Below are 25,596 nucleotides of genomic sequence, written 5' to 3' on the forward strand. Positions count from 1 at the left end.
CGCCGCAACGAGGCGGCGGCGGGGCGATTACTGGGGGGTGCAGACCGCGTCCGGGTCGCCGGCATCGCAGGCCGGCTGCTGGTCGTCGGGCAGGCGCAGGCCGGGGCGAACCAGGCCGAACGCGCGATACGGCGTCCCGGAGCTGGACAGATCGACAAAGGCGATGGTGCGGTTGGCCGAACTCTGCGCGCGACTGGCGAACGCAGAGGCCGGCACGTTGAAGCTGGAGCCGCCGCTCAGGTCCAGCAGGCCGCCAGCGGCGGTGGTGGCGTCGAAGTAGGCCGGTGGCGCGCCCACCATGCCGATGGTCTGCGACCCGCTGCCGATGAGGTAGATCGGGTCCTGCTGGGTGCCGATGCGGCCGGTGGCCGAGAAGCTGCCGGTGCCATCGCGCAGGGTGGCGCGGCCTTCCTGCAACAGATCGCCGCGCACCGACAGGAACAAGGCGCTGTTGCCGGCATCCACGCTGTAGACGCTGCCGTTGGCCCGCACCAGGGTGAGGGTGCCGGCGTTGGTCAGGCTGAAACCATTGCCGGCCGTGAAGTCGCCCAGGCGCACCACGCGGTTGTCGATGAAGGTGGCCGCATCGCCCAGCATGACCGGACCACCGGCACTGCCACTGAGCAGGTTGGTACCCAGCGTACTGCCGGCGCGCTGGTCAATGCCCGCTGTGGCCTGCAGCCAGGTGCTGGCACCGCTGAGCTGTCCATCCAGCAGCAACACCGCGCCACTGCCCAGCCGCAACAACGTGCCGCCATCCACGCGCCCGCTGACCTGCAGCGTGGTGGCGCTGAACACGTCCAGCCCCTGCGCGCTGACATCGGCCAAGGTGCCGATGCTGTTGCCGGCACCGGCGAGCGTGGCCGCACCGGCGGCGCTGCCGTTGAGCTGGCCGACACGCAGGCTGCCAGCGCGCTGGGTGATCGCACCGCCGCTATGCAGGCTGAGCGTGCCGGCCGTGGCGACATCGTGGCCGAGCAGCATGGCACCGCCGCTGGTCAACGCCACGGTGTTGCCGGTGATCGCGCCACTGCTGGACAGCTGTCCGCCGGCCTGCAGGTCCACCGCACCGCTGGATTGCACGGCGGCGGCCAGGGCGTTGCGATCGGCCAGGGCGATGCTGCCGCCGCTGGCCTGCACACTCCCCTGGAAATCGTTGCCGGCGTCGGTGAGCACGATGGCACCGGTGCCGGCGTCGAGCAGGCTGTTGCCGAGGACGGTCAAGGCGCCCTGCTGGGTGATACCGGCACCGGTTGCAGCCGGGCGCGCGATCGCCTGCGCGGTGACCCTGCCATTGTCGCTACCCGCAGCGGTGCCGCTACGCGCCAGCAGCGTGCCGCCGATACGGCCCTGGCCCAGGTTCAGGCCGGCACCGCTGGCCGCATCCAGCGCGCCGACGTCCAGGTTGCCCAGTGTCAGTGCGTTGCGATCGCGCACGCGGGTATCGCCGCCGCTCAGGCTGAGGATGGATTGGAAATCATTGCCCGTATCGGCCAGAGCGATGGTTGCGCCGGCGCTATTGATGCGGCTGGCACCGGTGACGGTCAGCGCGCCGGTCTGGCTCACCGCACCGCCGTTGCTGGTGGCATCCAGATCGCCGTTGACCAGGCCAAAACCCAGGTTCAATGCACCGTTGCTGGTGACATTCAATGCGCCGGTGTCGAGTGCATCCAGGCTGAGCGCATTGGCATCGCGCACCCGCGTGGCGCCGCCGGTCAGGGCAAGCCCTCCCTGGAAATCGTTGCCCGCCGCATCCAGCACGATCGCGCCGCTGCCGGCATCCACCACGCTGTTGCCGGCCACCTGCAACGTGCCCGCGCCCTGGGTGATGGCCGCGTTGGTGCTGCGCAGGCTCAGCGTGCCGCCGGCGGTGATGCCCTCGCCCAGCGCAATCCCGTTGGCACCGCTGAGCTGCACATCGCCACCGCGCACGGCGTGCGTGGTGGTGAGGACAGCGCCGCGCGCCGTGAGGCTGAGCGCGCCGGTACCGACATCGATCGCACTGGCAGGCAGCTGCAAGGCACCGCCGGCATCCAGCGACACCGAGGCATTGCCGCTGCTCTGCAAGGACGCCATCTGCAGATCGTTGCGATCCACCAACGCGATGCCGGAGGCGATCGCGTTCACTGCACCGGCGAAATCGTTACCGGCGTTGTCCAGCGCGATGGCGCCGTTGCCGGCATCGAGCGTGCTGGTGCCGCTGATGCGCAGTGCGCCTGCCTGGGTGATGCGGCCGCCGTTGCTGGTGGCGGTCAACGCGCCATCGACGCGGCCCTGGCCCAGATTCAGTGCGCCGTTGCTGGCGATGGTGAGTGCGCCGGTGTCCAGCGTGCCCAGGGTAAGCGCGGAGCCGGCCGTGAGCTCGGTCGCGCCACCGGTGAGGCTCACCGTGCCTGCGAAGGCATTGTTGCCGGTCAGCGTGATAGTGCCGGCGTCGGCACCGAGGCTGCCGGTGCTGCTATCGAAAGTTGTCGCGCCGCCCACGCTGAGCGCACCGCGTTGCACGATGTCGCCGCCGTTGCTGATGGCCGTCAGTGCACCGTCGCTGCGACCGCTACCCAGGCTGAGCGTGTCCTTCACCGTCGCGTCCAGGGCACGTTCGTTGCTGGTTGCGCGCAGGCTGGTCACCGCAAAGGTCTCCAGGCTGAGTGCATTGCGATCGACGATCTGGCTCGCACCACCGACAAGGCGCACTCCGCCCTGGAAGTCGTTGAACCGGTGGGTGAGCGTGATCGTTCCGGTACCGGCATCGATCATGCTGGCGCCACCCACCCCGATCGAAAAGGTCTGGCCGATCGCGCCGCCATTGCTGGTTGCACGCAAATCGCCACGCACGCCGGCCATTCCCAGGTCCAGCGCACCGGTGCTGGTCACCGTGAGGCGATCGGCGCCAACGTTGCCCAGCGTCAATGCATTACGGTCCACCAGCGTCACACCTTGTGAGAACACCGATAGCGCGCCGACGAAATCGTTGCCGACGTTGTCCAACCTGACGTCACCGGCGTTCGCTTCGATGACGCTGCTGCCTGAGACCACCAGTGGCCCCGTCTGCGACACCGAGCCGAACACGCTGCTCGCCGCCAGCGTACCGACCGTACCCTGGCCGAGATTGAGCGCACCCACCGTCGAGACATGCAGCTCTCCGACGTTGAGCATGCCCAGCGTCAGTGGCGTAGCGGTACCAATCCGCGCCGCTGCCGCGTTGAGCGTGAGCTTGCCCGCCAGATCGTTGGCTGGATCGTTCAAGAAGATGGCGCCCGCGCCTGCGTCAAGCACAGCGTCACCAAGGACACGGAGCGAGCCGCCCTGCCTGATCGCACCGCCATTGCTGCGCGCCGACAGCGTGCCGGCGACGACGCCAACCCCCAGATTCAGATCGCCCTGGCTGGTGGCCTGCAGCGTGGAGGTGTCCAGCCGCCCCAGCGTCAATGCAGTGGCATCGGCAATCCCCACCGCGCCACCACGCAGCGAGACGGTTCCAGCGAAGTCGTTGCCTGGCGCTGTCAATGCAATGGTGCCCGCACCCGCATCGAACGAGGCATCGCCAGACACCGACAACGTGCCTGTCTGTGCGATGGCACCGTTGGCGACGGCGGCGATGCTGCCCATGCGCGAGGTTGCCAGCGACAGCGCATGGGCATCGCGCAGTTGTACCGCACCGGCGGCCACGGCCACGGTGCCGCCGAAGTCGTTTCCGGCCTGGTTCAAGGTGACCGCGCCGGCGCCGGCGTCGATCACGCTGTTGCCGGCGATGACCAGTGCACCGGCCTGCCCGATGGCAGCACCGTTGCTGACCGCCAGCAGGCTGCCCGCACTGCCCTGGCCCAGATCCAGCTGCCCATGGCTGGTGACGTCGAGCGCGCCGGTGACGAACCGCTCCAGGGTGAGCAGGTTGGAATCCACGATCTGCGCGTTGCCCGCCGCCAGGGTGAGCGCACCGCGGAAATCATTGCCGTCGGAGTTCAGCACGAGCGCGCCGCTGCCGGCATCGACCGTACTGGTGCCAGTGACCAGCAACGCACCGGTCTGCGTCACGGCCCCGCCGTTGCTGGTGGCGACCAAGATGCCATCGATCGTGCCGCTGCCCAGGTTCAATGCGCCGTTGCTGGTGGCGGTGAGGTTGCCGGTGTTGAGCGTGCCCAGCGTCAACGCATTGCGGTCGTTGATGTTGGTGAGGCCGCCGCTGAGCGTGACGGCCTGCTGGAAGTCGTTGTTGCCGGTCAAGCTGATGGCGGCGGTGCCGGCGTTTGCACTGGTCGTCTCGCGCACCAGCAGTTGGCCGGCGGTCTGCTCGATCGCGGCATTGGCCGTGCGCAGGGTCAAGGTGTTGTTGGCGGTGATGTCGTGCGCAAGCGTCAGCCCGTCGCGGGCGTCGAGCACGACATTGCCGCCGCTGAGGGCACCCTGGGTGGCCAGTGGACCGGCGTTTGCGGTCAGGGTCAGTCCACCGGTGCCGGCGGTGATCGCCGATGTCGGTAGCGTGATCGCCTGCGCGTTCAACACGATGTTGCCGCTGGTGTTGCCGGCGATCGAGGAGACCGTCAGCGTGTTGCGGTCGGTGAGGGCGATGCCGTTGCCGGTGGCGCCGACGGCGCCCTGGAACTCGTTGTCGGCATTCTCCAGCGTGATGCCAGCGCTGCCGGCATTCAACGTGCTGGTGCCGGTCACGGTCAGGCCGTTGGCCTGGGTGATTGCGCCACCGTTACTGGTGGCGGCCAGCGTGCCGGTAATGATGCCGCTGCCCAGGTTCAGTGCGCCGTTGCTGGTGGCAGTGAGGTTGCCGGTGTTGAGCGTGCCCAGCGTCAGCGCATTGCCATCGGTGATGCTGGTGAGGCCGCCGGTCAGCGCAACGGCTTGCTGGAAGTCGTTGTTGCCGGTGGTCAGGGTGATCGCGCCAGTGCCGGCATTGAGGCTGCTGGCATCGGTCACGGTCAGGCCGTTGGTCTGGGTGATCGCGCCATTGTTGCTGGTGGCGGTCAGTACGCCGGTGACCGTGCCGCTGCCCAGGTTCAGCGCGCCGTTGCTGAGGGCAGTGAGGTTGCCGGTGGTGAGCGTGCCCAGTGTCAACGTATTGCGGTCGGTCAGGCTGGTGAGGCCGCCGGTGAGCGTGACGGCCTGCTGGAAGTCGTTGTTGCCGCTCGTCAGCGTGATCGCGCCACTGCCGGCATTCAACGTGCTGGTGCCAGTCACGGTCAGGCCGTTGGACTGGGTGATTGCGCCACCGTTGCTGGTGGCGATCAAGCTGCCATTGATCGTGCCGCTGCCGAGGTTCAGTGCGCCCGTGCTGATGGCCGTAAGGTTGCCGGTGTTGAGCGTGCCCAGCGTCAACGCATTGCCGTTGGTGAGACTGGTCAGGCCGCCAGCGAGGCTGACGGCCTGCTGGAAGTGATTGTTGCCAGTCGTCAGCGTGATCGCGCCAGTGCCGGCATCGATGCTGCCAATCCCGGTCACGGTCAGGCCGTTGGACTGGGTGATCGCGCCATTGTTGCTGGCGGCGGTCAACGTTCCGGTGATCGTGCCGCTACCCAGATTCAATGCGCCAGTGCTGGTGGCGGTGAGGTTGCCGGTGTTGAGCGTGCCCAGCGCCAGCGCATCGCGATCGGTGATCTGCGCGACACCACCGGTCAGGGTCACTGCATTCTGGAAGTCGTTGTTGCCGCGGGTCAACGTGATCGCGCCACTGCCGGCAGTGATGCTGCTGGCGCCGGTCACGGTCAGGCCGTCGGTCTGGGTGATCGCACCGTCGTTGCTGGTGGCGGTCAAGGTGCCGGTGATGGTGCCGCTACCCAGATTCAATGCGCCGTTGCTGATGGCGGTGAGGTTGCCGGTGGTGAGCGTGCCCAGCGTCAATGCATTGCCATTGGTGATGCTGGTGAGGCCACCGTTGAGACTGACGGCCCGCTGGAAGTCATTGTTGCCGGTGGTCAGGGTGATCGCGCCAGTGCCGGCATCGATGCTGGCAATACCGGTCACGGTCAGGCCGTTGGACTGGGTAATCGCACCGTTGTTGCTGGTGCTGGTCAGCGTGCCGGTGATCGTGCCGCTGCCCAGGTTCAATGCACCGTTGCTGGTGACGATAAGGTTGCCGGTGTTGAGCGTGCCCAGCGTCAGCGTATTGCGGTCGGTGAGGCTGGTGGCGCCGCCGGTGAGCGTGACGGCCTGCTGGAAGTCGTTGTCGAGACCGTTCAAGGTGATCGCACCGGCAGCGGTGGCCGTGGTGCCTGCTGCAACGTCGAGGTGCCCGGCAGTCTGGTTGATCGCGCCGGTGTCGCTGGTCAATCCAAGCGTGCCGCGGGACTGGATCACATGCCGCAGATTCAGGCCGCTACCCGCGCGCAAGGTGAGGTTGTGACCAGCCAGCGAGCCGGCGGTGGTCAGCGCGCCACCCAGCGAGGTCAGGCTGAGATCGCCGGTGCCGGTCTCGATCGCCTGCGCGGGCAGCGTGAGTGTGTCGCCTGCCAGCAACGCGATGGCACCGTTGCCACCGTTGGTCAGCCCGGCCACCGTCAGGCTGTTGGCATCGCGCATCGTCAGCCCGTTGCCGGTCAGGCTGACTGCGCCCTGGAAATCGTTGTTCGCCTCCTCCAGCGTGATGGCAGCGCTGCCGGCATTGAAGGTGCTGGTGCCGGTCACGGTCAGGCCGTTGGATTGAGTGATCGCGCCATTGTTGCTGGTGGCGGTCAACGTGCCGGTGATCGTGCCACTGCCCAGGTTCAATGCGCCGTTGCTGGTGGCGGTGAGGTTGCCGGTGTTGAGCGTGCCCAGCGTCAATGCATTGCCGTTGGTGAGGCTGGTGAGGCCGCCAGCAAGGCCGACGGCCTGCTGGAAGTCATTGGTGCCGGTGGTCAGGGTGATCGCGCCAGTGCCGGCATCGATGCTGCCAATGCCGGTCACGGTCAGGCCGTTGGATTGGGTGATCGCGCCGTTGTTGCTGGCGGCGGTCAGCGTGCCGGTGATGGTGCCGCTGCCCAGGTCCAGCGCGCCATTGCTGAGGGCAGTGAGGTTGCCGGTGTTGAGCATGCCCAGCGCCAGCGCATCGCGATCGGTGATCTGCGCGACACCACCGGTCAGGGTCACTGCATTCTGGAAGTCGTTGTTGCCACTGGTCAACGTGATCGCGCCACTGCCGGCATCGATGCTGCTGGCGCCGGTGACGGTCAGGCCGTTGGACTGGGTGATCGCACCGTTGTTGCTGATGGCGGTCAAGATGCCATCGATCGTGCCGCTGCCCAGGTTCAGTGCGCCGTTGCTGATGGCGGTGAGGTTGCCGGTGTTGAGCGCGCCCAGTGTCAATGTGTTGCGGTCGGTGATGCTGGTGGCACCACCGCTGAGGCTGACGGCCTGCAAAAACGCGTTGTTGGCGTTCAAGGTAATGGACGCGGTGCCGGCATTCAGCGCGCTGGTGCCGGTCACCAACAAGCCGTTGGACTGGGTGATTGCGCCGTTGTTGCTGGTCGCGGTCAGCGTGCCGACGATCGTGCCACCGCCCAGGTTCAGTGCGCCGCTGCTGCTGGCGGTCAGGCTGCCGGTATTGAGCGTCCCCAGCGTCAAGGTAGCGCGGTCGGTGATGCTGGTGGTGCCACCGCTGAGGCTGACGGCCTGCTGGAAGTCGTTGTCGCTATTGGTCAGCGTGATTGCCTGGCCGAGCGCATCGATGCTGCTGGTTCCGGTCACGGTCAAGCCGTTGGATTGGGTGATTGCGCCGTTGTTGCTGGTGGCGTTCAACGTGCCGGTGATGGTGCCGCTGCCCAGGTTCAGCGCGCCGTTGCTGATGACAGTGAAGTTGTCGGTATTGAGCGTGCCAAACGTCAACGCATTGCGGTCGGTGATGCTGGTGAGGCCACCGCTGAGGGTGACCGCCTGCTGGAAGTCGTTGTTGCCGGTCAAGGTGATGGCCGCAGTGCCGGCATTGACGCTGGTCGCATTGCGCACCAGCAGTTGCCCGGCGGTCTGCTCGATGGCGGCATTGGCCGTGCGCAGGGTGAGGGCGTTGTTGGCGGTGATGTCGTGCGCAAGCGTCAGCCCGTCGCGGGCATCGAGGACGACATTGCCGCCGCTGAGGGCACCCTGGGTGACCAGTGGACCGGCGCTGGCGGTCAGGGTCAGTCCACCGGTGCCGGCGGTGATCGCCGATGTCGGCAGCGTGATCGCCTGCGCGGTCAGCGCGATGTTGCCGCTGGTGTTGCCGGCAATCGAGGAGACCGTCAGCGTGTTGCGGTCGGTGAGGACGATGCCGTTGCCGGTGGCGCCGACGGCGCCCTGGAACTCGTTGTCGGCATTCTCCAGCGTGATGGCAGCGCTGCCGGCATTCAAGGTACTGGTGCCGGTCACGGTCAGGCCGTTGGACTGGGTGATCGCGCCGTTGTTGCTGGTGGCGGCCAGCGTGCCGGTGATGGTGCCGCTGCCCAGGTTCAATGCGCCGTTGCTGATGGCGGTGAGGTTGCCGGTATTGAGCGCGCCCAGTGTCAATGTACTGCGATCGGTGAGGCTGGTGAGGCCGCCGGTCAGCGCGAGGGCCTGCTGGAAGTCGTTGTTGCCGTTGGTCAGCGTGATCGCGCCAGTGCCGGCATTCACTCTGCTGGCACCGGTCACGGTCAGGCCGTTGGTCTGGGTGATCGCGCCGTTGTTGCTGGTGGCGGTCAGCGTGGCGGTCAGCGTGCCGGTGATCGTGCCGCTGCCCAGGTTCAATGCACCGGTGCTGGTAGCGATGAGGTTGCCGGTGTTGAGCGTGCCCAGCGTCAGCGTACTGCGGTCGATGATGCTGGTGAGGCCGCCGGTGAGCGTGACTGCCTGCTCGAAGTGGTTGTTGCCGGTCAGGGTGATGGCGGCGGTGCCGGCATTCAAGGTGCTGGTGCCGGTGACGAAGAAGCCGTCGGTCTGGGTGATCGCACCGTTGTTGCTGGTGGCGTTCAGCCGGCCGACGATCGTGCCCCTGCCCAGGTTCAACGCACCGTTGCTGATGACGGTCAAGCCGTCGGTGATGAGCGTGCCCAGCGTCAGGGCATTGCGGTCGGTGATGCTGGCGGCGCCACCGTTGAGGTTGACGGCCTGCTGGAAGTCATTGTCGCCGTTGGTCAGCGTGATCGCCTGACCGAGCGCATCGATTCTGCTGGTACCGGTCACGGTCAGGCCGTTGGACTGGCTGATCGCCCGGTTGTTACTGGCGGCGGTCAGCGTGCCGGTGATGGTGCCGCCGCCCAGGTTCAGCACGCCGTTGCTGATGGCGGTGAGGTTGCCGGTATTGAGCGTGCCCAGCGTCAGCGCATTGCGGTCGGTGAGGCTGGTGGCGCCGCCGCTGAGCGAGACAGCCTGCTGGAAGTCATTGTTGCCGTTGGTCAGCGTGATGGCCTGGCCAAGTGCATCGATGCTGCTGGTGCCGGTCACGGTCAGGCCGTTGGCCTGGGTGATTGCCCCGTTGTTGCTGGTGGCGGTCAATGTGCCGGTGATCGTGCCGCCGCCCAGGTTCAGTGCGCCGTTGCTGGTGGCGGTGAGATTGCCGGTGTTGAGCGTGCCCAGCGTCAATGCATTGCGGTCGGCGATCTGCGCTACACCGCCGGTCAGGGTCACTGCACTCCGGAAGTCGTTGTCGCCGGTCAAGGTGATGCCCGCAGCGCCGGCATTCAACGTGCTGGCACCGGTCACGGTCAGGCCGTTGGTCTGGTTGATTGCGCCACCGTTGCTGGTGGCGGTCAACGTGCCAGTGATCGTGCCGCCGCCCAGGTTCAGGTCGCCGTTACTGATGGCAGTGAGGTTGCCGGTGTTGAGCGCGCCCAGCGCCAGCGCATCGCGATCGGTGATCTGCGCGACACCGCCGGTCAGGGTCACTGCGTTCTGGAAGTCGTTGTCGACGGCGGTCAGCGTGATCGCGCCAGTGCCGGCATTCACGCTGCTGGCATCGGTCACGGTCAGGCCATTGGCCTGGGTGATCGCGCCGTTGTTGCTGGTGGCGGTCAACGTGCCGGTGATGGTGCCGCTACCCAGATTCAGGTCGCCAGTGCTGGTGGCGGTGAGGTTGCCGGTGTTGAGCGTGCCCAGCGTCAATCGATTCCTGTCGGTGATGCTGATGGCACCGCCAGTGAGCGTCACTGGCTGCTCGAAGTCATTGTTGCGATTGGTCAGCGTGATCGCGCCGGTGCCGGCATCCAACGTGCTGGCGCCGGCGACGAACAGGTTGCTGGCCTGGGTGATCGCACCATTGTTGCTGGTGGCGTTCAGCCTGCCGAAGACCGTGCCCGTGCCCAGGGTCAGCACACCGTTGCTGGTGGCGTTGAGGCCGTTGAGCATGAGCCCGCCCAGCGTCAGTGCATTGCGGTCGGTGATGCTGGCGATGCTGCCGCTGAGGCTGACAGCCTGCTGGAAGTCGTTGTCGCCATTGGTCAGCGTGATCGCCTGGCCACGCGCATTGATGCTGCTGGTGCCGGTCACGGTCAGGCCGTTGGACTGGGTGATCGCCCAGCTGTTGCTGGCGGCGGTCAGCGTGCCGGTGATCGTGCCACCGCCCAGGTTCAGCACGCCCTCGCTGATGGCGGTGAGATTGCCGGTGTTGAGCGTGCCCAGCGTCAACGCATTGCCATCAGTGATACTGGTGAGGCCGCCGGTCAGCGTGACGGCCTGCTGGAAATCGTTGTTGCCGGTCAGGGTGATGGCGGCGGTGCCGGCGTTTGCACTGGTCGTCTCGCGCACCAGCAATTGGCCGGCGGTCTGCTCGATCGCGGCATTGGCCGTGCGCAGGGTCAAGGTGTTGTTGGCGGTGATGTCGTGCGCAAGCGTCAGCCCGTCGCGGGCGTCGAGCACGACATTGCCGCCGCTGAGGGCACCCTGGGTGGCCAGTGGACCGGCGTTTGCGGTCAGGGTCAGTCCACCGGTGCCGGCGGTGATCGCCGATGTCGGTAGCGTGATCGCCTGCGCGGTCAGCGCGATGTTGCCGCTGGTGTTGCCGGCAATCGAGGAGACCGTCAGCGTGTTGCGGTCGGTGAGGGCGATGCCGTTGCCGGTGGCGCCGACGGCACCCTGGAACTCGTTGTCGGCATTCTCCAGCGTGATGCCAGCGCTGCCGGCATTCAACGTGCTGTTGCCGGTCACGGTCAGGCCGTTGGCCTGGGTGATTGCGCCATTGTTGCTGGTGGCGGCCAGCGTACCAGTGATGGTGCCGCTGCCCAGGTTCAATGCGCCGTTACTGGTGGCGGTGAGGTTGCCGGTGTTGAGCGTGCCCAGTGTCAGCGCATTGCCATCGGCGATGCTGGTGAGGCCGCCGGTCAGCGCGACGGACTGCTGGAAGTCGTTGTTGCCGGTGGTCAGCGTGATCGCGCCACTGCCGGCATTGAGGCTACTTGCACCGGTCACGGTCAGGCCGTTGGCCTGGGTGATCGCACCGTTGTTGCTGGTGGCGGTCAGCGTGCCGGTGATGGTGCCGCTGCCCAGGTTCAACGCGCCAGTGCTGGCGGCGGTCAGGTTCCCGGTGGTCAGTTCGCCCAGCGTCAGCGCATTGCCATCGGTGATGCTGGTGGCACCGGCCTTGATGTTCACCGCTTTGACGAAGTCGTTGCTCGTAGTGTTCAGGGTGAGCGCATGGGACCCGAGCGCGAACGTACTGATCCCCTTCACCTGGAGGGCGGTGCCCTGACCGAGATCGCGCGCATTGGTCAGGCTCAGATCGCCGTCTATGAAGCCATTGATCTTGGCGATCTTGTTCTCGCCGGTGAGCAGCAGGTTTTTGCTGACGCTGGCAAACAGGTCGCCGGCGGTCAGGGTGCCGGTTTGCTGCACGCTGCCCTCAGTGATATAGCTGATCGAGCCGCTGCCGACATTGATGCTGCCGCTGCCACCAATCGATGTTTCAGTGCTGCCATTGGCAACCAACGAGACATTGCCGTCCCTTCCGACATCGGACAGCGAAACAGCGCTGATGATGCCGCTGTTGTTGACGAGCTGGTTGAACAGCGCTCTGGCGGCGCTGGCCTGCAAGGTGATGGTACCGCCGGGTGCGATCAGACTGTCGGTGTTGTTCACCGCCGCTCCGCCTAGCTGGCTTTGCAACCCTGTCTCGATGACGACGCCGAAACCGCCACTTTCGAAATTGAGCGTGGCGCGGTTGGCGCCGGCCAGTGTGATGTTGCCCGCCGTGGCGGTGATGGTGCCGTTGTTGACGACCTGGCCACCGATCAGGTTGACCGAGCCTGCCGCCGCAGTGATGGTGCCGTTGTTGGAGACGAACGAAGTGCCGCCGCCGGCATCGAGCGTGTTGCCGTTGTTCATGAAATCGGCCGCGCTCATACCCAGGCTGCTGGCCACCAGGCCGCCGACATTGACCTGCGCGCCAGGGCCGAACAGCACGCCATTGCTATTGACCAGGAACACCTGCCCGTTGGCGTTGAGTTTGCCAAAGATCTGGCTGGCCGAACTGCCGCCAATCAAATTGAGCACCACCGCAGCGCTGGAGGGCTGGTCGAACCGCAGCGTGGCATCCGCGCCGAGGTTGAAGGAGGACCAGGTCAATGCCATCCGGTCCGAGGTCTGGGTGATGACCTGGCTGGCGCCGGTAGGTACCGGGAGGGCGCCGGTGCCACCGACAATGCTGCCGTTGGTCGGCAGCTGAGTACTGGCAACCTGCGCGGCGGCAGGCGCACTGAGTGTGAGCGCGGCGGCCAGCGCCAGCGCCAGCGGGGAGCGCGGCGGCAGCGCACCAGGGGAACGGGCGGCAGCGGTCGCGGCGGTGTGGTTGGCGTGCATGCGCAGATCCCTCAGAAAGTGAAGCCGAAACGCGTGTAGATACGGGCGTCGTCGCGACCATCGGAGGCGTTGCGGCGTCCGGTCGGCAGGGCGGCGGTGAGGCGCCATTCGAAATTGGCGTACTGCGGCAGGCGGAAGGTGAAACCCACACCGGCGGCGTCGAAGGTCGCCGGCGCGGCTATCCCGTTGGACGCGTACACGCGGGCGTGGTCGGCGAACACGTCCAGCTCCAGCAGCTCGCGCCACGGGCGGCCGTTGAACGGCGAGGCGACATCGGCAAAACCCGGCGCATCGACGTGGTATTCCAACCCGGTGTAATAACCACGGTCGCCCAACGCATCGGAGACCGGATAGGACCGCATGCTGTCCGGGCCACCGACGGCGAATTGCTCCAGCGGCGCCAGGGTGTTGTCGCTGTATTGGCCGCTGACCTTGAAATACAGGCGCTGGGTGCGGGTGAGGTACTGCAGGCGGGTGTAGGACAGCCGCGCCAGTGTGAAATGGCTGTCGCGATCGGGGGTGACCAGGTCCGGGTCGGCCGAGTCGTCGCGCAAGGCCTGGCGCACGCTGAGCTGCAACAGGTCCACCCCGCGCCAGCGCAGGTCGGTGCGGCGCAGCGAGGCGCCGAGTTCGGCCACGTCGAAGGACTGGTCCGAGAGCCGGGTGCCGGCCGCTTCGAGCCGCGAGGTTTCGCGCAGGTAGCGCGCCGATGCCTGCAGCTGCAGCAGATCCTGGTTGATGAATTTCCAGTCGGCGCCGGCATACACCACGGCTGTCGGTCCCCTGAGGCCAAGCCGGGCGAACAGGCCGTTGCGCACTTCCAGCTCGCTGCGGCTGGCGCCGACCACCGCACTCAGGCCGGACACCTGGCCGATCGGCAAGGCGTATGACAACGCGCCGATCTGGCTTTGCCGCGGCGACAGCGAATAGGCGTAATTGGCCGCGAACACATCGCCCAGGCCGAGCGGGCTGTTCCAGGTGATGCCCACCTGGGCGCGATAACGGCCGGTGAGTTCGGTACCGTAGTTGTTGCCGCCCAGGCTGATCGTGTACGGGCGCGCGGCTTCGCTGGCGACCAGCACCACGTCGGTCTCGCCAGCGTTCTGGCCAGGCTGCAGCACCGAGGACAACGACACGCCGGGCAGGTCGCGCGTGTACAGCAAGGCGGTGTCCACGTCCTGCTTGCGCAGCGGGCGGCCCTGCAGCTGGCGCAAGGGCGCCGACAACGCGGTGCCACGATAACGCGCCGCGCCCTGCACGGTGATCTGGCCGATCCGTCCTTCGAGCATGCGGATCTCGATGAGGCGGTCCGCGCCCGGGGTTTGCGCCGGCAGGTAGGCGGTGCTGACGATGAAGCCGGCGCTGCGATAGGCCTGGGTCACGGTGTCGGCCACCGCCTGCAGCTGGTCGAAGCGCAACGCCACTTCCGGCTGGCCCTGCGCCAGCGCGGCGAAGGCGGCATCGGCCACGGCCTGGATGCGCGCCGGGTCGATACCGGCGTCGGGGTAGTTGCCGACCTCGCGCACGCGGAAGCCGCGTACCGGCAGGGTTGCTGCGGCATCGCCGCGATCCTTCATGGCCGGCAGTGCGGCACCGCTGCCGGCAACCGGTGCTACGGAATCCTGCTGTCCCTGCGCCCAGCTGGGAACGGGCAGCAGCAGGCACGCGGACACCGCCGCGGCCAGACACGTCATACGCATTCGTCACTTACCCCTGAAAACATCCGCTGTCGCGCATGCCCGACGGCGTCGGCTGCGCATGCGGCAGTCTCGAGACCCGGGTGATGTTCGGCAGGCGGGCACTCACTCCTGACTGAACGTCGGTCGAACCCCAACGCACCTTCACGGAATATTAGCAATATTAATGCAACGACGGTCACTGTTACGACGATTGCCACGTTACGACGACGGCGCTGGCTGAACCGGTTCGCTTGCCGGGGTGGGCGGGCGTAGGGGTCGGCCGGCCGCAGCGGCGGGTTGCGCAAGGTAGCGCCCTGCGCCTGCCGCGCGGCCTCCAGCACGCTGCGGCGGCGTGCGCGGTACTGCGCGCGGTCGAGCTGGCCGTGCTGATGCGCCTGCGCCAGGGCCTGCAGTTGCGCGTTGGCCGCGTGCTGCGTGGTGCCGTCGTGGCTCATGGCAATTCCCGCAGCACGCGAAAGCCCACATCCGGCTGCGCCGAGCCGTTGTCGCTACGGCTGGCCTGCACGGTGCAGTCGGACCAGTAGCTGGCAAAGCTGCCGCCGCGCGCCTGCACCCCGGCGCCAGTGGAGACCCATTCCCAGACATTGCCGGTGAGGTTGATGAGGCCCCAGGGGTTGGCGTCGCGCCCGCGTGCGGAGACCGGCGCGCGCACGGTGTCGCTGGCGCTGGCGGTGGGCGGCACGCAGTTGCTGTCTTCGGCCTGCCGCCAGTTGGCCCCGGCCTGCGCGGCATGCAGCCATTCGGCATCGCTGGGCAGGCGGTAGCGCCAGCCGCCGCTGCCGATGGTCAGCCAGCGCAGGTAGGCGCGGGCCTGGCTCAGGCTGATGTTGCGCACCGGCGCGCGGGCCAGCTCGGGGGTGCTGGCGGCCTGCGCGGTACAGCGGCCGGTGGCCTGGCAGAACAGGTTGAAGTCGGCCACCGCCACCTCGCCGCGCGATAGCGCATACGGCTTGCCGCCATCGCGGCCGGGCACCACCACCAGCATCGGCCCGCGGGTGTCGCCCAGGGTGTCGAAACAGGCCGCGCCACGGCCTGGCAGGCCGGCGCCGCCGCAGGGGTCCGGCCCGGTGGGCACCGGCGGCAGGCTGGCCTCGTCGTCCAGGCCGGCCGGCGCCGCGGCCGCGCCGGGAGCGCGCGGGATGGGCGCGGCGACGCCCGGTTGGGCGCCGGGTTTGCCACGCGCCGGCCTGGCCGGGGCAGCCGCCGCCGGGTCGCCGGCACTGCCGGTCGGCACGCTGTCCGGCACGGGTGCGTCGCTGGCGGGCGCGCCTTGCAAACGGGCGGACAGCGCACCCTCGGGCAGTTGCCCGGCGGCCTTCATCTGCGCTTCCAGCTGCGCCATGGCCGTGGCATCGCTGCGATACAGCGCCTGCAGGCGCTGGCCCAGTGGCCGACGCTCGGCGGCCGGCAGGTCGCCGGCCGCCATCACGGCGGCCACCACCGCATAGCGTTCCTGCGCCTGGCGCAGCTCGGCGCGCTGGCCCAGCCGCTGCTGGGCCTGGGCCAGCAAGTCGGCGGCCTGGGCATAGCGGCCCTTGGCGAAGGCGTCGTCGGCGGTGTTGCGGTACACCTGCGCCAGCAACTGCGGGCCTTCGCTGCGCAGCAGCGGGTGGTCCGGCTGCAGGCTGCGGATGCGCGCCAGCGCATCGGCGGTCTTGCCCAGATCGTTGGCGGCCGCGGCACGCCGCAGCGATTCCACCCGCCCGGCCAGTTCGGCCTCGGCGCTTTCGCGGGCCAGTGCCTGTTGCAGTTGCTGCTGCAGGGTCTGCAGGCGCGTGCGCTGGGCCAGCAAGGCGCCCGACTGCGGGACCAGGTCCAGGCCGAACGCCACCAGCGCCTGCGCGCCGGCCAGTTGCGCCGGATCGGCCTGCGCGGCCACCACGCCGGCGATGGCCTCGGCCACGGCGCTGCGCTGCGTGCTGCGCTCGGCCGGCGGCAACGCGGCCAGCGCGGCGGCCACGCGATCGCGCCAGGCCGGGTCGGTTGCCGGCTGTGCCAGGGCGGCTGCCAGCGCCTGGCGTGCGCCTGCGGCATCGAGCGGCGCGGTGGCGCGTGGGCGGCGCGCCTGCTGTTCGGCCACCTGCACCTCGGCGCTGCGCAACTGCAGGCGCAGCGCGTCCGGGAAGGCGGCGCGGGCCTGGTCGATCTGGTTGCGCGCGGTGGCCAGTTGCCCGGCAGCCACCGCCTGCGCGATGGCCTCGTCCAGCCGCACTTCCAGCGCCGAATGGCGCAGCAGGCTGCTCTGCGGATCGATGCGGCGCACCTGGTCCAGCGTGGCCAGCGCGTTGTCGGGTTGGCTGCGGAACAGCAGCCCGGCGTCGAGCTGGCGATTGAGCGCGGTGTCGAGCGCGTTGAGCCGTTCGTTCTTCTCGCGTTCCATGGTCTGGCGGCGCGCATCCAGCGACGGCGAGTACAGCCGCAGCCGGTCGCGCAGCGCAAAGACCTGCAATGCGCCGCGATAGTCGTCGCGGCCGTTGCCCGGATTCCATAGCGCATCCAGGCGACGCAGCAGGAAATCCTCGATCAGGTCGCTGCGGTCGGTGAGCAGGCGGCGGCGGTCGTCCGGCTCCAGGCTGGACAGCGCCTGCATGGCCTGGGTTTCGTCGCGATAGCGCTGCGGGTCCTGCGCGCCGAAGCGTGCGATCACCTCGGCCAAATGTTGCTGATGCAGATAGCGGTGGATGCCCCAGCCGCCCGTGCCCACCACCGCCAGTGCGGCGGCGCCGTAGCCGAGCAACGGCAGCGCGCGTTCGCGCAGTGGCACCTGGCGCAGGCCATCGAGCAACTGCTCCACCCGCTTCAGGCGATGCGTGGCCGGGAACGCCACCGCCGCGCACAGCGTGGCGTACTGGCGCCGGGTCAGGCCAGGCACCGGCGGCGGGCGGCGGCCTTCGCGCAGGGCCACCTCGGCACTGAGCTTGTCGAAGGGGTGCTTGCCGGTGAGCAGCTCGAAACACACGCAGCCCAGCGCGTACAGATCATCGGCCGGTGTCGGCGCCTGGCCGCGGATCATCTCCAGGCTGGCATAGGCCGGGGTCAGCGCGCCGAGCGTGGCGGCGTCGAACACGGTCTGCTCGCCGGCCACGTCGGCGGCGTGTTTGCCGGCGCGTGCGATACCGAAGTCGAACACCTTGGCCACGTTCTCGCGGGTGACCATGACATTGCCGGGCTTGAAGTCCGAATGCACCACACCGGCCGCATGCGCGCGGATCAGCGCGCGGCCCATGCCATCGATCAGCGGCCAGGCCTGCTTGAGCGGCATGCCGCTGTAGGCCTGCTCGCGGATCAGGGTCTTCAGGTCGCAGCCGTCGATGTACTCCATGGTCATGAAGACCAGGGTGCGGTCCTTGTCGAAGTCGTACACGCGCACGATGTTGTCGTGTGCCAGCTTCTGCGAGCGGCGCGCTTCGCGTTGCAGCGCCACCAGCGCATCGGGATGGCGGCGGAATTCGTCGCTGAGCACCTTCACCGCCAGCCACGGGTCGCGGTCGCGCGCTTCCACCTTGCGTTCGTCGCGTGCCAGGTACACCACGCCCATGCCGCCACGCCCGAGTTCGCGTTCCAGCAGGAAGCGGCCCTTGAGCAGGCTGCCGACGCTGGCGTGATCGCCGCCGGCCGCGTCGGCCAGTTGCTGCCAGCTGGACAGGCTGGCGGTGCCGGCCGTGCCGGTGCCGGTGCCAGTCCCAGTGCCGGTCTGGGTACCCAGACCGGTCTGCGTGCCCAGCCCCAGGCTGGTGAGGCTGGGCGCATCGCCGGGTAGCGGCTGCGCCGGTTGCACGCGGGTGATGTCCTCGTCGAGCACGCGCACGGCATCGCGGCGCGGCATCACCACGGTGGCGTCGTCGTCGATCGGCGTGGCTGGCGGCGGTGTCGATGGCGGCGCGGCGGCGGTGGGAGCGGCGGCGGTGCGCAAGGCATCCAGCCGGCGCACCAGGGTGGTGACGGTGGCATCGTCCAGCAGCTGCTGGCGCTGCAGCTGCCACAGCGTTTCCACGCCATCGCGGTATTCGGCGTCCGGCATCGCCGCGCGCCTGCCCAGCGCGGCCAGCACGGCCTCCAGGTCCAGCGCGCCGCGGCGCATGGCGGTGACCAGTTCGGTCACGGTGGCGGTGTCTTGGTGCATGCGGTCACTCCTGCAGGCTGACGACGACGGCGGTGACGTTGTCGCGCGCCGCCCTGCCCATCGCCAGTTCGAACAAGCGCGCCAGCAGCGCGCGCGGATCGCCGAAGCGGTGGCATTCGGCATCCAGCTCCGGGTCGGGGATTTCCTTGTTGATGCCGTCGCTGCACAACACGAACTGCGTGCCGGGCAGGCTGGGGGTGAGCACCCAATCGACAAACAACGGTTCCTGCGCGCCCACCGCACGGGTGAGCACACCGGCTGCGGCGGCGGCGGCCTGGGCGCTGCCGAACTGGGTCACGTCCTCGCGCACGCCGTGCACGTGGTCGCGGGTGAGCTGGCGCAGCGGGCCGGCGTGGCGGGCGTAGATGCGGCTGTCGCCGACCCAGCCGCACAGCATGAAATCCGGGTCGTGCACCAGCACCACCACGGTGGTGGCGATCATGTCCACGCGGCGCTGCCGCGCGGCGTGCAGCAACTCGGCGTTGATCTGCGCCAGGGTGTCGTCGATGGCGTCCAGGAAGTCGCACAGGTCCGGCGGGCGCACCAGGGCGCCCAGCCGCTGCACCAGCAACTGGCTGGCGTAATCACCGGCGCTGTGGCCGCCCAGGCCATCGGCCACCACCCACAGCCCGGCCTCCTCGCGCACCAGCAGCGCGTCTTCGTTGAGGCGGCGCACCTTGCCCGTTTCGGTATGTCCGGCCGAGCGGTAGGGCGCGCTCATCGGGTCACCTCGGTGATGTCCTGTTCGGCCAGCAGCCAGTCCAGATAGCGTTCGGCGGCGGGCAGCCCGTGCAGCGACTGGGCGGTCTCGCCTGGACGCCACCACAGCGCGTGACCCTGCACGGGGGCCGGTGCGGTGGAGGGCGTGGCCGGTAGCGCGAGCGCGCACACGGCGGTCTCGAAACCGGCAGCGTTGGTGCGTGCGCGCAAGGCGCGGCCCAGGCAGGCGGCCAGCGCGCCGAACCACGCCGGCGCCGGGAGGCATGCGTGCGCCCACGGCATCGCCAGGGTCAGCGGAAAGCACCGCCCCACCCGGTCTTCGCCCGGACCGAGCACGCCGGCCCAGGCCTGCGGCCCGCATACGCCCGGCCCCAGCGCGAACGCACGCACGCCACTGCTGCGGTAGGCGGCGGGCCAACGCTCGCCCAGCGGCTGGCGAACCGCCTCCAGGCAGGCGGCAAAATGCGCATCCCAGGGCTGCACGAAGCCGGGCGGCAGGCGCCGCTGCACGAAGTCGCCCACGCCGGGCAACTTGCCGTAGAAGCCGATCTGTTCGGTGGCCGACATGCTCAACCGCCGCACGCAAAGTGCTGGACGTCGCTGTCCAGAAACGGGTGCCGCAGGTTGCCTGCGCGCAGCGGCAGCTGCACGTCGTGGCCGCCGAGCGCGAAACGGGCGACGAAGCGCAGGTCGGAGGGATTTTCCAGATGCGCGTCCTGTAGCGCGCGAAACAGCGCCCAGTCGCCCTGGTAATCGAGCTTGCCCAGCGCCACGCCGTCGGCACCGAAGGCCGTGATCGAGACATGCCCCGGCACCGGGCCGGGCCAGGTCATCGGCATGCTCTGCGCGGCGCCGGGCTGGTAGTCGTAGCGCTGGCCGTCGATCTCCAGCGTGAGCCGGGCGACGCCCTCGCCCAGCGTGGGCGCCAGCACGGTGAAGCCCACCTGCGGGGCCGGCCCGCCGCGGAAATACTTCTGCCGGATACGCTGCGCCAGTTGCAGTTGCGCCGGCAAACCGGGAGCGCCGACCACCGCATCGGGGCCGTCCTTCCAGCGCCAATGCGCCGCCTGGGTGTCCAGCAGGGCCTGTACGGTGCCGGTGTACAGCGCATCCAGGCGCCCGCCGCTGCCGAACAGTTCGCCAAAATTCTGCAGCGGAATCTCCACCTGCGCGGCCGGGTCGAACGGGTAGCGGCCGCGCACGAACTCGCTGCACACCTCGCCCACCGACTGGCGCACCTGTGCATCCAGCGCCGCACGCGCGCCCTGGGTCATCAAGGTGGCGCTGCTGCCGGCCAGGCTCTGCAGCCAGCCGGTCACCGGCGGCGGCAGCTGCGCCATTTCCTGCCGCGCCAGTGCCAGTTGCGCATTGGCCGCCGCAGCATCGCCACCGCCTTGCGAGACCACCAGCAACTGCTTGCCGAGTTGATCGAGCACGCGCAGCAGCTGGTCCAGCGGCGTGCTGCCGGGCGCACCGGCCGCCAGTGCATTGAGGGCCAGGAAATGCTCGCTGATCGCTGCCCCAGGCACGGATGCGGTGGCGGCCGCAGGATCGGGCGGGGTCGCCAGCGCGGCGCGCATCGCTGCCCCACCCGGCAGCTTGGCCGCTGCGCTGCCGGCGGCGGCGGCGGCCTTGCCGGCCACCGCAGAGGCAGCGCGCTGGGCCGCATCCGGCGGTGGGGCGCGGTCCATCGCCTGGGTGTGGTCGCCGACCACGCCCAGCAGCAGCCGCAGCGGTGAACTGGGGCCGGCCAGCTTGGCGGCGGTGGCGCTGGCGGCGGCCAGATCGGCGGCCGGGCGCAATTGCAGATCGGCCAGCAATCCATCCCAGTAGCGGAGATAGTCGGCCTCGTAGCGCTGGCCGACCTGGCGCGTCAGCGCGGCGCGGGCGTCCGCATCCAGCGGCGCGCCGCCGAACACCCAATCGTCGCGCCCGAAGCGTTCCACCGCCTGGCCGATGCCGTCGCGCTGCAGGGCCGCGAACACCGGTTGGGTATACAGCGCCGGCACCGGCGTGGACAACGGCGTGCCGCTGCGGCGCTCGAAGGTATCGGCGAGCAGGCCCAGTGACGTGTCCAGCCGCAGCGGCGTACCGGGCGGCGGGGTGAGCAGCAGGTTGCCGTAGATCAGCGTGGACAGATCGGCCGCCTGCAGGCTGGCTTGCGCCTGCGCAATGCGCTGCCCATCCAGCGACAGCGCGCGTACGCGCGTGGGCGTGTCCAGCAAGGCCTGCAGTTGTGCGACCAGTGCCTGCTGCTGCGCCGGATCGCGCGGGAACAGCTTGCCGGCCTCGATCGCCGCCAGCGCGCCTAGCTGGGCCGGATCCAGGTGCTGCGGCTGGCCCAGCATCAGATAGCCCTTGAGCGTGTAGTACAGCGCCTGCGGCGCCTGCGCGTTGTCGACCAGGCCATCGCGCAAGCGCACCGCCAGTGCCGGCAGCAGCGTGGCATTGAGCTGGCGCAGATAGCCGGCCTGCAGCGCATCGCCGAGCGCGCCACCCTGAAACAGGCCCATGCGCAGCGCCCACGGCGCACCCTGCCGGTACTGCTGCGCCACCTGCACCACCGCGTGCGTGGCGGCCGCCTGCTGCAGCGTGCGCGTCACGTACTCGGGCATGCGGGTGGCGGCATTGGGGTCGGGCACCGCCGGGCGTGCATCCAGCGCCTGCTGCACCTGCGCCAGATAGGCGCGGTTGCCGAGGTAACTGGCGCTCAATCCGGCCAATAGCGCCGCCGTCAGCACGCCCACGCTGGCATAGGCGGCGGCCTGCAGCCAGGCCGTGCGGCGTTGCCGCGATGGCGGCGTGTTGGCCAACCCGGATTCGCGCAATACCACCTCGCGCAACAGCCGTTCGACGAAGAAGGTGCGGCGCTGCGCGCCTGGCGCATGCACGCGCGCGTCGTCCACGCCGAAGGTGCGTGCCACCGCGCCCATCATGCGATCGATCGGCGTGCCTTCCTGGGTGCCGGAGGTGAAGTACACCCCGCGCAACAGCGGCGCCGGCCCGTAGGCATTGCCGGCGAAACTGCCTTCGACAAACTGCCGCGCGCGCTCGCCTAAGGCGGCCAGCTGCTGCGGAAACGCCAGGATCGCCGCGCGCCGCAGCCGGTCGCGTTCCAGGTTCAGGCGCTCGAACAGGCGTGCGCTCAGCTGCTGCTGCAGCAGGTTGAATTCGTCGGCGAAGCGGCGCGCCGCCTGGCCTTCCAGGGTCTGCGCCAGCGCGAACGTCATGCCCCACACCTGGCTGCGCTGGGCAGGGCTCAGATCGTCGAAGAACTCGCCAAAGCCGCCGACCAGATCGCACTTGGTGAAGATCAGATACACCGGCACGCTGGCCTGCAGGTGGTCGGCCAGTTCGTCCAGGCGGCGGCGGATCGCCTGCATGTGGGTGTCGCGCTCGCCATCGTCGAGCAGCAGCAGGTCGGACATGCTCATGGTCACCAGCACGCCATTGAGCGGCCGGCGCGGGCGATGCCGGCGCAGCAGGCGCAGGAAGTCGCGCCAGGCGCCGGCATCCACCACCTGATCGGAATCCTGCGTGGTGTAGCGGCCGGCGGTGTCCAGGAACACCGCTTCGTCGGTGAACCACCATTCGCAATCGCGGGTGCCGCCCACCCCGCGCAGCGCGGCATCGCCCATGCGCGCGGCCAACGGAAACTGCAGACCGGAATGCTGCAGCAAGGTGCTCTTGCCCGAGCCGGGCGGGCCGATCAGCGCATACCACGGCAAGCTATACAGATCGCCGCCGCGGCGCTTGCGCAGCAGCGCAATGGCCTGCTGGAAGCGCGCCTGCAGGTGTGCGCGTTCCTGGCCGCTGCGCAGTTCGCGGTCGTCGTCGCGACCGGGCGCCGCCAAGGCGCTGGACAGCCGGGCCGCACGCCGCTGCGCCTGCCAGCGACGCAACGCCAGTACGCCGACCCACAGCGCGATCACCAGCACGATGGCCACCACGCGCGCGGCCGCGCCGGCCAACGGGCTCCAGCCACCGATCGCCACATACGGCCCGCCCACCCACAACAGCACCGCGAGCAGGCTCAGTGCCAGCACGCTCACCACCACGGTGGCGCTCAGCGTGGACAACAGCGTCTTCATCGTCATTCCCCCGGCTGAAACAGGATGTCCACGCGGCGGTTGCGCGCGCGATTGGCCGGCAAGTGCGGCGGTCGTACCAGCGGTTGCGAATCACCCGCGCCCAGCGCTTCCACCCGCCCCGGCGTGGCCAGCTGCGCGCGCAGCAACTGCGCCACCGCCTGCGCACGCGCCGCCGACAAGGCGTAGTTGTCGGCAAACCGCAGCGAGCGCACCGGCACGTCGTCGGTGTGCCCGACCACGATCACCCGCCCCGGCAATTGATCGATCGCCGCGGCAACCTGCGCGATCAGGCCGCGCTGATCCGGCTCCACGTCCACGCCGCCGGAGGCGAACATCGCCGCGCTGCTCAGGCGCACGCGGGTCTGGCCATCGGGCTGCTCGTCCACCTGCAACAAGCCCTCGCCTTCGGGCGCGGCCAGCAGCTGCTTGAGCCGCAGCGGTGGTGGCGGCAACGGACTGGCGTCCGGCGGCGTGGCCGGCGCAAGCCCCCACTGCGCCGCCTGCGCGCTGATCGGCGCAGCCAGGGTACTCAGGCGTGTCTGGAACCACACGAAGGCCACCACCAGCACGCTCAGCCCCAATAGCGCGGCGGCCCACAGCGGCAGGAAGCGGCCCAGCCGCCGGCGGTCTTCCACGCCGCGCCAGCGCGGCGCCAGGCTGTCCGGGGCGGGGCCGCGCTCGGCGCGGATGCGGCGGTACAGATCGTCCTGGATCTCGCCCAGCCGGGCCAGGCCACCGGCCTCGATCTGGTAACGGCCCGCAAAGCCCAACGCCAGGCACAGGTACATCAGCTCGATCAGGTCCAGATGCCGCCGCACATCGGCGCACAACCGCTCCAGGATCTGGAAGAACTTGGCCCCGCCATACGACTCGCTGTGGAAGACCACCAGCAGCGTTTTCTGCGACCAACCGCTGCGCTCGCCCCAGGGTGCATTGAGCACCGCCTCATCGAGCAGGGCGCACAACACGTAGCGTGCGGCGGTGATCGCCTCCACCGGCGCGCCACCCTGGCGGGCGCGCTGTTCGAAGCGGCGAATCTGCGCCATCACCTGTTCGCGCAGGCGCGCCACGTCGGGCAACTGCGCGCTGTGGCGCAACTGCACCGCCAGCAGCAGCAAGGGCGTGGCCGCCTGCACCAGCGGGTTGACGCTGCGTCCCAGCAGTTCGCTGATGTCGGTGTCTTCGGCGGCGATGGCTTCTGCCGGCAACGGCGCGGCAGCGATCGGGTCGCGTTCGGCAAGCGGATGGCTCATGCGCTCAGCTCCGGATCGCCCACAATTGCAAGTCCAGCCCGGCGAATTCGCTGCCGAAGTGGAAGGCAATGCCGCCGGAGGTCTTCAAGGTGCGCCACAGCGCGGCGCTCTTGTCGAACTCGAAGTACAGGTAGCCGGCGTGATACGGAATCTGCCGCGGCGCCACTGGCATCGGGTTGGCCGCGATGCCCGGCAACTGCAGGTTGACCAGGTCGCGGATCTGCTCCACCGGGCCGATCTTGGCGTGCGCCGGCAGCAGGCGGCGTAACTCTTCGCTGGGCATTTCGGCCTTGGCAGCCAGCACGAAGGCGGCGCTGTCCAGCAGCGTGGGGTCCGGCACCATCGCCACCCACACGCCGAACTTGCGTGCCTGCATCGGCAACGGCGTGGCGGTCTGTTCGAGCACCGCGCTCAGGCTGCTGCGCAACGCGCCGATCAGCGGCTCGAAGCTCTCTTGCTGCGTCTCATGCCGGTACACCGGCGATGCCGGCGGGCGCTTGCCCGGCGCGGTGAAGGTGCTCAGCTCGCCGGCCAGCGCCAGCAAGGCGCGGAACAATTCTTCCGGATGCGCCAGCGGTGCGGCGGCCCAGTGCGCGATCTGCGGTTGCCAACGGTTGACCAGCTGCAGCAGCAGGAAATCGGCGATATCGGCCGCGCCACCGCGATCGGTGAGCGTCATCCGCGCGGCCAGGGCTTCGCCACGCTGGTGCAGCAGCCCGAGTAGTTCGGTCAGGAAGGTGGTCAGCCGTGGCGCGGCCTGGCACACCATCGCGCTGGGAATGAAGTGCGGGTCCAGCACTACCTGGCGATCGGCGCGCGTTTCGATGATACGCGCCACCGCAATGCGGTCCAGCCCTTCCAGTGGCTGCGATTGCGGTAGCAGCCGCGTGCTCAGAGGGTGTTTACATAATGATATAATAGTGCCATCTCATCACAGACAGTCATCGAAATGGGCCGCCCACTGAAGATTCAAGTCGAAC

General features: G+C 68.9%; 7 protein-coding genes and 2 pseudogenes. All 9 read right to left on the bottom strand.

Annotated elements, in window-relative coordinates; translation table 11 throughout:
- Positions 1–27 precede the first annotated feature (27 nt).
- Complete coding sequence (locus XcuCFBP2542_RS14295) at positions 28–12,729, bottom strand: filamentous hemagglutinin N-terminal domain-containing protein (protein ID WP_158251451.1); 12,702 nt, start codon at positions 12,727–12,729, stop codon at positions 28–30.
- A gap of 11 nt (positions 12,730–12,740) precedes the next feature.
- Positions 12,741–14,423, bottom strand: coding sequence for a ShlB/FhaC/HecB family hemolysin secretion/activation protein (locus XcuCFBP2542_RS14300; protein WP_104604199.1), 1,683 nt, complete (start codon positions 14,421–14,423; stop codon positions 12,741–12,743).
- A complete protein-coding gene (locus tag XcuCFBP2542_RS14305; protein ID WP_104604200.1) occupies positions 14,420–14,863 on the bottom strand; it encodes a hypothetical protein in 444 nt (147 codons plus the stop codon). Before XcuCFBP2542_RS14305 ends, XcuCFBP2542_RS14300 begins: the two co-directional genes overlap by 4 nt.
- The gene (locus tag XcuCFBP2542_RS14310) at positions 14,860–18,552 is read right to left on the bottom strand and encodes a bifunctional serine/threonine-protein kinase/formylglycine-generating enzyme family protein (RefSeq protein WP_104604211.1); all 3,693 of its coding nucleotides are present in this window, start codon (positions 18,550–18,552) and stop codon (positions 14,860–14,862) included. Before XcuCFBP2542_RS14310 ends, XcuCFBP2542_RS14305 begins: the two co-directional genes overlap by 4 nt.
- Positions 18,553–18,556: 4 nt before the next feature.
- Positions 18,557–19,273: a PP2C family protein-serine/threonine phosphatase gene (locus XcuCFBP2542_RS14315; RefSeq protein WP_104604213.1), complete on the bottom strand. Its 717-nt coding sequence runs from the start codon at positions 19,271–19,273 to the stop codon at positions 18,557–18,559.
- A complete protein-coding gene (gene tagF / locus XcuCFBP2542_RS14320; protein ID WP_104604215.1) occupies positions 19,270–19,845 on the bottom strand; it encodes a type VI secretion system-associated protein TagF in 576 nt (191 codons plus the stop codon). Before tagF ends, XcuCFBP2542_RS14315 begins: the two co-directional genes overlap by 4 nt.
- The gene (gene tssM, locus XcuCFBP2542_RS14325) at positions 19,842–23,369 is read right to left on the bottom strand and encodes a type VI secretion system membrane subunit TssM (protein WP_104604217.1); all 3,528 of its coding nucleotides are present in this window, start codon (positions 23,367–23,369) and stop codon (positions 19,842–19,844) included. The genes tagF and tssM overlap by 4 nt, the downstream gene beginning before the upstream one ends.
- Positions 23,366–24,639: pseudogene (gene icmH, locus XcuCFBP2542_RS14330) on the bottom strand (type IVB secretion system protein IcmH/DotU). The gene tssM and the pseudogene icmH overlap by 4 nt, the downstream one beginning before the upstream one ends.
- Positions 24,621–25,511: pseudogene (tssK, locus tag XcuCFBP2542_RS14335) on the bottom strand (type VI secretion system baseplate subunit TssK); the annotation flags it as partial. The pseudogenes tssK and icmH, both read right to left, overlap by 19 nt.
- Between the last annotated feature and the right edge of the window lie 85 nt (positions 25,512–25,596).

This window comes from Xanthomonas cucurbitae, assembly GCF_002939885.1.
GTDB lineage: Bacteria > Pseudomonadota > Gammaproteobacteria > Xanthomonadales > Xanthomonadaceae > Xanthomonas > Xanthomonas cucurbitae.